The sequence below is a fragment of the Acetobacter sp. DmW_043 genome (assembly GCF_002153485.1).
Classification (GTDB): domain Bacteria; phylum Pseudomonadota; class Alphaproteobacteria; order Acetobacterales; family Acetobacteraceae; genus Acetobacter; species Acetobacter thailandicus.
On the sequence record NZ_JOMN01000048.1, the window covers coordinates 1 to 8,430 of the forward strand.

The following is an 8,430-nucleotide window of genomic DNA, read 5'->3' on the forward strand; positions in this document are numbered from 1 at the left end:
TTATACGGCGATTCCGTCCTTTTCTCAGGTTCCTGTACACTCGCAGTACAGGGGCAGACATCAGCGTATACTACAAAGAAAAATCTGAAAATCTCAGCCATTACCAATGCAGGTGGTAATTCTGTTGATCTGAAAATGAGTGACTGGGTTCAGACCAGCAAGATTGACCTGAAAGCGTTTGGTCCGTTCCCTGCATACGGGACTGATTATTTTGATGGCGTTGTTCTGGACAGGACAATGATCAGGGATACACTAGGTTACAGAACATGGGCAGCTATCAGAAAATCAGGGAGCTGGCCTGATAACCTGATTGCACCTCTTCCTGTGTGGATTTTAGCACATACAGACGCAGCCTCTCTGCCACCTAATGCTAAGTTTGGAACAGATGGTTATCTGTGCTCAGTTTATGTGAATGGTGCTTTCCACGGTGTGTTCGTCTGGCGCGGCAGTAAACCGGCAGCCGATTACCTGATAGATAAAAAAAATAAAATGAACTATCTGGTGCAGGCATCATCGAACAAACGTGCCGGAATGTGGCAAAATTATCTGTCGTCAGACTGGGATTACTCATATCCAAAAAAACCAAATGAAAAAGGCCTGTCCAATCTGGTCAATTATTTGGGAGAATGTCAGGCAGGAACAGCATCTCTTTCAGATTTTGAAAGTTATGCCCATAAACAGTCCTGGCTGGATTATATTCTTTTTATCGAGCTGGCAGCCTCTCAGGAGAGCATGATTAACAATCTGTTTCTGGAATCATGGGATGGTGGCAATATCTGGCATGTCATGTCATATGATATGGATGAAACATTCGGTATTGTGTGGAATTATACGCCTTCTCAGGTTCAGCCTGGGGTTATAGGGTGGATAACAAACTATAATGCAGCATGGACTATGCTGCGTGAATATTTTGCAGATGATCTAGCTGCGAGATGGAAATATCTGCGTGATAATAACGTAGTTTCACCTGATGCGCTCGACAAAACAATCCGCAAGCTCACAGGCACGATTTCAACGGATGATTTCGCTTCTGATGTTAGCATGTGGGGGACAAACAGCCAGTCGACCTATGGCTTTCTTATTACGTGGATTATTGGCCGTATTGCCTGGCTCGATGAACAATGGAGCTATAGCGCGTCATAACAGCGCATGACGAACGAAACCGCCTGAAAGGGCGGTTTTTTATTTCTGGACTACAAAAATATGACGGAAGAACAGAGCAGGGGTGCTGCCCCTGCATCTGACGAGGATCTGCGCCAGATTGTCAGAGACCATACGCAGGATATTGCACAGCTCAGACAGGATGTTGGCGAGATAAAACTAAGCCAGAACAACCTGCGCGACGAGGTTATCGCTATGCGTGCTGAAGGCAAGCAGTGGCGCGTTAACAGCGACCAGAAAACCGAGAGCCTGCAAACCTCGATAGATAAACTCACACGGGAAATGGCCGTGCGAAACGGCGTCGAGCAGGAGAGAAACCGCCAGTCTCAGGAAAGAACACAGGCTCTGCGCCGTCTGTCTCTGTTCTTTGGGATGCTGTGCGCCATTCTCGGACTGATCAGCACGACACTTTTTTCCTCCCAGACATTCGACACAGCGTTCTGGGGGCATTTTCACCTGCACCCCCGAACTGAAAGCCACACACATGCAAAACCAGATAACTGACCCTGTGCAGGCTGTTGCCCGCACAGCCTGGGGAGAAGCGCGCGGAGAAGGTGTGCGCGGGATGCGTGCTGTGATGAACGTTATCGCTAACCGTGCCGCAACTCCCTGCTGGTGGGGGCGCGATTACCTCACAGTCTGCCTCAAAGCCTGGCAGTTTTCCTGCTGGAATGAGAACGACCCCAACCGCCCGAAACTGCTCTCTGTGACCGGCACAGATCCTCAGTTCAGAGATGCTCTCGATCTGGCGGCACAACTCATATCCCGAAAACTGCCGGATATCACGCAGGGATCGGACCACTATTTTGACACTCGCACCAAAACACCGGCGTGGGCCGATAGCAATGCATATCGCTGCACGATTGGCCACCATGCGTTTTATCGCCTGAGGCCTTACGGTCAGGAAAAAGACAATGGCTGACGAAACGACACCTGCAGAACAGGTAGCCACCAAAAAAGAATCGGTTGCAACGACAATCAAAGCAACAGCGGCCGGCCTCTCACCTATGGCGCTGGTGATGGCATTGCCAGAGCCATATTCCACCTGGGCGCTCTATGCCTGTGTGGTGTTCGCCTGTGCGGGCCTTGCCGCAACGCAGATTCCTATGCCGGAGCATCCGAACAGCAAACTGCTGCCCTTCTACAAAATCCTCAATTTTCTGGCTGCCAACTGGAAATTTGCCGCGAACACAGCGATGGCGCTGCGCGGTAAGACCAGTTCAGGCGTAACGAAAGATACCTCAAAATGAAAAAAGCACTTCTTCTCCTGCCGCTGCTGGCTGTTACTGCCTGCGCCAGCACCTCTCAGGGTAAACTGCGTCAGGCTGTGTACGACATGGACAGCGCGTATCACATCCTGGCAAACCCGATGCCCGATGTAATGGCAGGTAAGGTGCCGGGAGTAACACTCACGGACACACAGAAAAGCCTCGTAAAACGTGCCAGCCAGACGGTTTTCAATGAGCTGAGCACGCTGAACACCTCAGTTCAGAATGGCGACAGCATCACAGAAACAGCCGTTGCCGCAGCGCAGACTGACCTCGCATCCTTCACGGCCTGCTGGAGTGGCGTGAAAACAGGAACAACACCGGCGGAATGCACCGCCCTTGCAGGGAGCAAATAATCATGGACGCAGCAGCAATCAGTGCGATTCTTGGCGTAGCCGGAACTGTTTTCGAGCTGGCAGAGAAATACGGGCCGGAGATTTACGAGACGGTGATCAGCGCGATCAATCAGACCAAGTCAGGTACCGGCCCGACCACGGCAGAGCTTGAGGCAATCTTTGCTAAATGCAAAGCCGACAACGAAGCCATTCAGAGTGCCTGACTTTGAACTTGGCATGATAGTCGGTGGTGGCGGGGTAACCCTCGCCATCACCTTGCTGGCTATCGTGTGGCGCATACTCGTCGTGAAATCTGACTTCTGGCGCAACGCTGAAGATGAGTAAAACTGACAGTGTAATTTAAAAAATCATTTATCCCAGTTAACTTTATTACACATAAAAATTTGACAAAATATACTTTTCTTTAATTTTAAATGGCAACGAGTTAGGTGCTATTTAACAGATCTGGCATCCACAAGAGGAGGTGAAAATGCCTATAATCGTCGCCGGGGTTGGAGGATCAACAACCTATCCGGATGATACAGATCTAGCATCAATCGCAAATATTCAAGCTGCAACATCAGTAACCGTTACTGGCTCAGGAACCGTAGTTAATACTGAAGCCCTGGCAGCACTCTCAGCCCTCAAAACATTAACAGTAACCGACGGGGCTACTATTGTTGATAATGGCGGCCTGGCAAGCATATCAACTTTAAGTAAAATTGAAATAAATGGAGGAACTTATGAAGACACAGGAGGAGCAATCAATGTAAACCTTCTAAGTGATATAGTAATAGGCCCCACGGGAGGCGTTTTAAAAATAGATGCACCGTCACTTGTAGGTGTATCACTAACCACTCCAATTTCTTATGTAGATAGTAGCGGCAATACTACAAGTACACCCCCTAAAAACTTCGTACTTGATCTTCCATACCTTACATTTAAAGACCTTATTGGAACAACACATTATATTCCAATTGATGTAACATACAATGGAACGACAACTGTAGTACAGGATAATACTGGACTTGTTACTCAACTATTAAGCTCTCTTGGAATTAGCTTAGCAACCCGTACAATTACACTTGAAGGCAACCCTTTCGACTTAACAAGCGGACAAACAAAAGAATATACCGGAAGCACTTCCAGTTCTGATGCTATTATTTGCTTCTTAAGTGGCTCTATGATTGATACTCCATCAGGTCTGGTTGCCGTTGAGGACTTATCAGTTGGAGACCTCATAAATGTATATGAAAATAATAAACCTCATATACGTTCCGTAAAATGGTCAGGGTATGCACACTGCGCTGTAAAACCAGAAAAGCCTGATGATATGGCTGGTTATCCGGTGCGAATTCTGAAAGATGCCATTTCCCCTGGTGTACCGTTTAAAGACATGCTGATTACTGCAGAGCACTGCCTGTTTTTTAACGGTACTTTTATACCGGCACGTATGCTGGTGAATGGCCGTTCGGTTTTTTATGATAAATCCATCACTTCTTACACTTATTATCATATTGAAACAGAATCTCACTCGGTGATCATGGCTGATGGCATGCTAACCGAAAGCTATCTGGACACAGGAAATCGCAGAACTTTCCAGCAGAAAAGCAGTGTTTTCATCTTCAACGAAAATACAAAAAGCTGGGAGAACGATGCTGCCGCTCCTCTGGACGTATCACGCGAACGGGTAGAACCCATTTACCGCCAGATTGCACAACGTGCAGATAAGATGCTCCTGCCCATTCAAAGCAATCTTCAAATATTAACTTCTGAAAGCAACCTGCATCTTCGTTCAGCTGCCGGACACGTTATTAAGCCGCTCCGTAATATTGAAAATCATACCCTTTTTATGATTCCTGGCAATATTAACACAGTTCAGATTGTTTCAAACAGCAGCAGACCGTCTGATACACAAGGTCCATTTGTCGATGACAGGCGTAATTTGGGCGTGCTTATAGGTAAAATCTTTTTTTCTGAGGGCAATACAAAAAGAGAAATCACACATCACCTGATCGACGAAAATCTTGAAGGCTGGCATAGCCTGAGCCACCCTTCCTTACGCTGGACAAACGGCTGTGCTTATCTACATCTGGGGCCACGCGAACCCGGGAGTATTGGCCTGCTGTCAATCAGCATTGAAGCTGCCGGCCCTTACTGCATAACGCATGAAGAACTCAACCTGGCAACAGCATAGCACTATCAAGGATCTGGTGATGCTTTGTCACCAGATCCTTTTATACGGGCGTGATACAATTATCGAGAAAAACATAGGAGATTCCTGCAACAACGAAAACCAATACAGAATTTCACCCTAAATATGCCAGACGCCATAAGATTAATAAATCTCATATCCGAGGTAAAAAATTTTATCTGTTTTGTAAAATGCAAAACCCGAACCATAAAATTATCTTTAAAAACGTAAAAAAACTACCATTTTTTAAATCAAATGTATGTCCGCAATCCACATCGCAGCAAGCTTTATCTTCTATCTCAAAGAATGAGTCCTGAGCCTGGCACTGATATTGCACTCCTCATGCCGGGTATGATTGTGGATTTCCCTGATACGCTTCTCTGGGTCGAACCGGCGTCACTGTCGTTACTTCGATGAAGTAGCCGCCCTTTGCTCGAAAGTGGAAGGACCATGCACCATGTGTGTCGCATGGAGCATGCACCTCCCAGCCATCCGCACTGAGACGCTTATACAGAGCATCGACGTCTTCGTGAGACTTTTGGATGAAACCAATGTGCATGATGTCGAGTTGCCTGGGGTAACTGAAGTCTTCGAGTTTTTTGGCAAAATGATTGACGATTAGTACCAGCCCGTCATCATCCTGCATGATGGCCATTTTGCTTCCACGCACAACGAGAGTTCGCAGGCCGAAATATTGTTCGAACATTGCGCGATCAGCTTCAGTATCGTGGCTGTAGAGATTGATGTGGTTTAGCTTCATAGCTGTGTCTTTCCGTCGGTGAGACGGACACGAGCCGGTCGCAACCTGGACAACGACTACCGACCACGGACGAGGCCAATCCTCATCGTGCCCGGCCATGGTCAGGAGCAGGCTTACCTGCTCAGGCGTGACTGTCTCCAAAGAGACCGCAGGTTGTCACCATACCTGCATCGCTGTCTTTTTAGGCACGGATGATTGTGCTGACGTCAGCAGTAGTGGTCAAGCAGCATCTTCAGTTATGCCCTCTTCGTAAAGACTTATCGGATGACGTAACATGCCAGCGTAATGGTGGCTCTAAACGAAGGACCAGCTCATGTTTTGGTCACTTGTCATAACTCTGCCAACAGATGTCATCGGGAAATGTGATGTGAATACTGTCGCATCGTGTTCAATAGCGTAATTCAAAGCCCATTTGCGCGATACGATGGCTGTCTGGGGATCTGCATCAAAAACGGCACTCCACTCCGGAACACGCACTTGAATAGGGTGATGCATGACATCTCCCGTAAAGAGTGCACGCTCCATACCAGATTTCAGCACAAGAGATGCGTGATGTGGCGTATGCCCAGGTGTGGAATGAAAGGAAATTCCCTCAAGAATTTCGGATCCGTCTACGTCAATCTGATCTGCAAGACCCGCCGAAACAATCGGATCAACGCTATCTATGCGTGTCATGAAGCTGGTTTTATTACGGGCACTATCATGAGCAGGATTGCTGAAAAAATCGTATTCGGCTTTGGAAAAAATATATCGGGCATTCGGGAAGGTCGGAACCCAGATGCCATTTTTCAGGCGTGTATTCCATCCGACATGATCGACATGCAGATGGGTAAGAAGAACAAAATCGATGTCTTCAGGCCTGACGCCAGTGCGCATTAAATTTTCAAGCCACACTGTCTGCAAATGATCAAAATGCAGAGCAGCTGGACGGACCTTGTTATTTCCAACTCCCGTATCCACAAGAATTTTCCGGCCGCGATCCTCGACGAGCCAGCTATGAACGCTCAAAAGGACTTTCGTTTCTGAAGCATCCAGCGTTTCAGGCAGGTCGGGATAGGCCTGAAGTGCCGTTGCATTATTCCAGTCAGGAAGTAGCTGTTCCGGAGAGAGTGCTTTCAGCGTCAGATCCTGTATTTTTAGAATGCGGGCATCCCCTACAGTATACCACTGAAGATCGTTCAGAAGCATAAGCCTCCCTTTCGTTTTTATTTCTCAAAGAAATACAGCACTGTTGTCATAAAGGGAAAAGAGATTTCAAGTCTTGCGGGATTACGCCTGTTGCATGGTTTGACAGACATCCGAAAAGCGGGTCCCATTCTTCAATGCGCAGATCACAAATCAAACCTTCTGATGCAAAGGGATCACCGGCAATCATCGCGTCAACCTCCTGTCGACTGGCGCCTTTCATAATCAGAAAGCCGGAGCGCAATGGGGCGCCTTTCAACGGACCAGAGGCCAGCAGACTGCCTTCCTGTATAAGGCGCCTGAGATACAACACGTGTGCTGCGACATGCTGCCCCCACCCCTCGCCGTCAGGGTGCTCCATGCGAACAAGATAAACAGGCATTTCAAAAGTCTCCTTCAGAACCGGGCTTACCAATCACTCGAAGCCTTCAGTATATTCTTCTTTTTTGCTGGATAAATTGTCGATATGAGACATCAGTCACAACTGAGGATGATGAATGCTTGACCGTTTAACCAGCATGAAGATTTTTATCAGGGTCGTGGAACTGGGGTCCTTTGCTGCGGCCTCCCAGCAGCTGACTTTGTCGCCGCAGATGGTCGCCAAACATATAGAGGCTCTGGAGCATCACCTTGGTGCTCGCCTGTTACATCGGACCACACGTCGGCAAAGTCTGACTGAAACAGGACGGCTCTATTGCGAGCAGTGTCGCCTGGTTCTGAAGGCCGTTGAACGAGCGGACAGTCTGGCAGCCAATACGCTTGGCACACCGCGTGGCATATTATCTGTCAGTGTACCCGTCACCTTCGGGCGAACAGTATTCCTGCCATTTGTTCACAATTTTCAAAAAAAATATTCAGAAATTCAAGTCCATTTGTCACTGACAGACCAACTGGTTCATCCCACAATGGATGGTCATGAGGCTGTGATCCGAATTGGTGAACTGGAGACGGACCTTACAGCGGTCAGTCGTCCTTTGACGGCCTATCGTCGGGTCATTTGCGCGGCTAAGACCTATCTGGAAAAACACGGTTTTCCAGGGCAGCCCGAAGATCTGATGCGTCATGAGTGTCTCATATATGAAAATTCCGGCGGCCCTGTAACGACCTGGCACTTTTCTCAAGGGAGCGTTACGCGGCTTGTGACCGTCTCCGGGCGGATAATCAGTAATGATTCAAGTGTTCTGCATTCTGCAGCACTTGCTGGCGATGGTATTCTGCTAGGATATGAGCAGGCCCTGCTTCCTGATATTAAAAACAAACGGCTTGTCCGGCTTATGCCCAGGTGGACAGTTCCGGACAGGCCCATGCACCTGCTCTATAACGCAGGTCCGGTTATGACGCCAAAACTGCGAGCCTTTGTGACCGAGCTTCAACAGACTTTCTAGGTTTAAGTTACCCTCAAATATGGAGGCAAGCGGTCTGTCCGGGTGATAGCCTCATCATCTTTACAGGACATCTTCTAGCCAGGCTCAGGACTCATTCTTTGAGATAGAAAATGAAGCTTGCAGCGATATGGATTGCGGACAT

Annotated in this window: 12 protein-coding genes; 9 read left to right on the plus strand and 3 right to left on the minus strand. The window is 48.0% G+C overall.

Annotation, left to right across the window (positions count from 1 at the left end; all coding sequences use genetic code 11):
- From HK11_RS10805 to HK11_RS10835, 8 genes are all read left to right on the plus strand, one after another.
- The coding region (locus HK11_RS10805; RefSeq protein WP_086555355.1) for a CotH kinase family protein at nt 1–1,143 on the plus strand (1,143 nt) is incomplete at its 5' end.
- 60 nt (nt 1,144–1,203) lie between these two features.
- The gene (locus tag HK11_RS10810) at nt 1,204–1,665 is read left to right on the plus strand and encodes a hypothetical protein (protein WP_086555356.1); all 462 of its coding nucleotides are present in this window, start codon (nt 1,204–1,206) and stop codon (nt 1,663–1,665) included.
- Nucleotides 1,646–2,083, plus strand: coding sequence for a cell wall hydrolase (locus HK11_RS10815; protein WP_086555357.1), 438 nt, complete (start codon nt 1,646–1,648; stop codon nt 2,081–2,083). The genes HK11_RS10810 and HK11_RS10815 overlap by 20 nt, the downstream gene beginning before the upstream one ends.
- On the plus strand, nt 2,076–2,411 hold the full coding sequence (locus tag HK11_RS10820; RefSeq protein WP_086555358.1) for a hypothetical protein: 336 nt from the start codon (nt 2,076–2,078) through the stop codon (nt 2,409–2,411). Before HK11_RS10815 ends, HK11_RS10820 begins: the two co-directional genes overlap by 8 nt.
- On the plus strand, nt 2,408–2,785 hold the full coding sequence (locus HK11_RS10825) for a hypothetical protein (protein WP_086555359.1): 378 nt from the start codon (nt 2,408–2,410) through the stop codon (nt 2,783–2,785). The genes HK11_RS10820 and HK11_RS10825 overlap by 4 nt, the downstream gene beginning before the upstream one ends.
- Nucleotides 2,786–2,787: 2 nt before the next feature.
- Nucleotides 2,788–2,988: a hypothetical protein gene (locus tag HK11_RS10830; RefSeq protein ID WP_086555360.1), complete on the plus strand. Its 201-nt coding sequence runs from the start codon at nt 2,788–2,790 to the stop codon at nt 2,986–2,988.
- Nucleotides 2,981–3,109 (plus strand): hypothetical protein, encoded by a 129-nt coding sequence (locus HK11_RS12700; RefSeq protein WP_255375979.1) that lies wholly within the window; start codon nt 2,981–2,983, stop codon nt 3,107–3,109. Before HK11_RS10830 ends, HK11_RS12700 begins: the two co-directional genes overlap by 8 nt.
- Before the next feature lie 145 nt (nt 3,110–3,254).
- Nucleotides 3,255–4,961 (plus strand): Hint domain-containing protein, encoded by a 1,707-nt coding sequence (locus tag HK11_RS10835; protein WP_086555361.1) that lies wholly within the window; start codon nt 3,255–3,257, stop codon nt 4,959–4,961.
- 337 nt (nt 4,962–5,298) lie between these two features.
- On the opposite strand, the gene HK11_RS10840 is transcribed toward HK11_RS10835, so the two are convergent.
- The 3 genes from HK11_RS10840 to HK11_RS10850 form a co-directional block, all read right to left on the minus strand.
- Complete coding sequence (locus tag HK11_RS10840; RefSeq protein WP_086555362.1) at nt 5,299–5,718, minus strand: VOC family protein; 420 nt, start codon at nt 5,716–5,718, stop codon at nt 5,299–5,301.
- Nucleotides 5,719–6,012: 294 nt separating this feature from the next.
- A complete protein-coding gene (locus tag HK11_RS10845) occupies nt 6,013–6,900 on the minus strand; it encodes an MBL fold metallo-hydrolase (protein WP_086555365.1) in 888 nt (295 codons plus the stop codon).
- Between the two features lie 52 nt (nt 6,901–6,952).
- Entirely contained in the window at nt 6,953–7,285 is a 333-nt protein-coding gene (locus HK11_RS10850; protein WP_086555363.1) for a YciI family protein, read from the minus strand.
- A gap of 115 nt (nt 7,286–7,400) precedes the next feature.
- On the opposite strand from HK11_RS10850, the gene HK11_RS10855 reads away from it, so the two are divergent.
- Nucleotides 7,401–8,288: a LysR family transcriptional regulator gene (locus HK11_RS10855; protein WP_086555364.1), complete on the plus strand. Its 888-nt coding sequence runs from the start codon at nt 7,401–7,403 to the stop codon at nt 8,286–8,288.
- Nucleotides 8,289–8,430 lie beyond the last annotated feature (142 nt).

Coding starts and splice junctions, on each gene's coding strand:
- HK11_RS10810 (WP_086555356.1), top strand. CDS start 1,204: ATGACGGAAGAACAGAGCAGGGGTGCTGCCCCTGCATCTGACGAGGAT.
- HK11_RS10815 (WP_086555357.1), top strand. CDS start 1,646: ATGCAAAACCAGATAACTGACCCTGTGCAGGCTGTTGCCCGCACAGCC.
- HK11_RS10820 (WP_086555358.1), top strand. CDS start 2,076: ATGGCTGACGAAACGACACCTGCAGAACAGGTAGCCACCAAAAAAGAA.
- HK11_RS10825 (WP_086555359.1), top strand. CDS start 2,408: ATGAAAAAAGCACTTCTTCTCCTGCCGCTGCTGGCTGTTACTGCCTGC.
- HK11_RS10830 (WP_086555360.1), top strand. CDS start 2,788: ATGGACGCAGCAGCAATCAGTGCGATTCTTGGCGTAGCCGGAACTGTT.
- HK11_RS10835 (WP_086555361.1), top strand. CDS start 3,255: ATGCCTATAATCGTCGCCGGGGTTGGAGGATCAACAACCTATCCGGAT.
- HK11_RS10840 (WP_086555362.1), bottom strand. CDS start 5,718: ATGAAGCTAAACCACATCAATCTCTACAGCCACGATACTGAAGCTGAT.
- HK11_RS10850 (WP_086555363.1), bottom strand. CDS start 7,285: ATGCCTGTTTATCTTGTTCGCATGGAGCACCCTGACGGCGAGGGGTGG.
- HK11_RS10855 (WP_086555364.1), top strand. CDS start 7,401: ATGCTTGACCGTTTAACCAGCATGAAGATTTTTATCAGGGTCGTGGAA.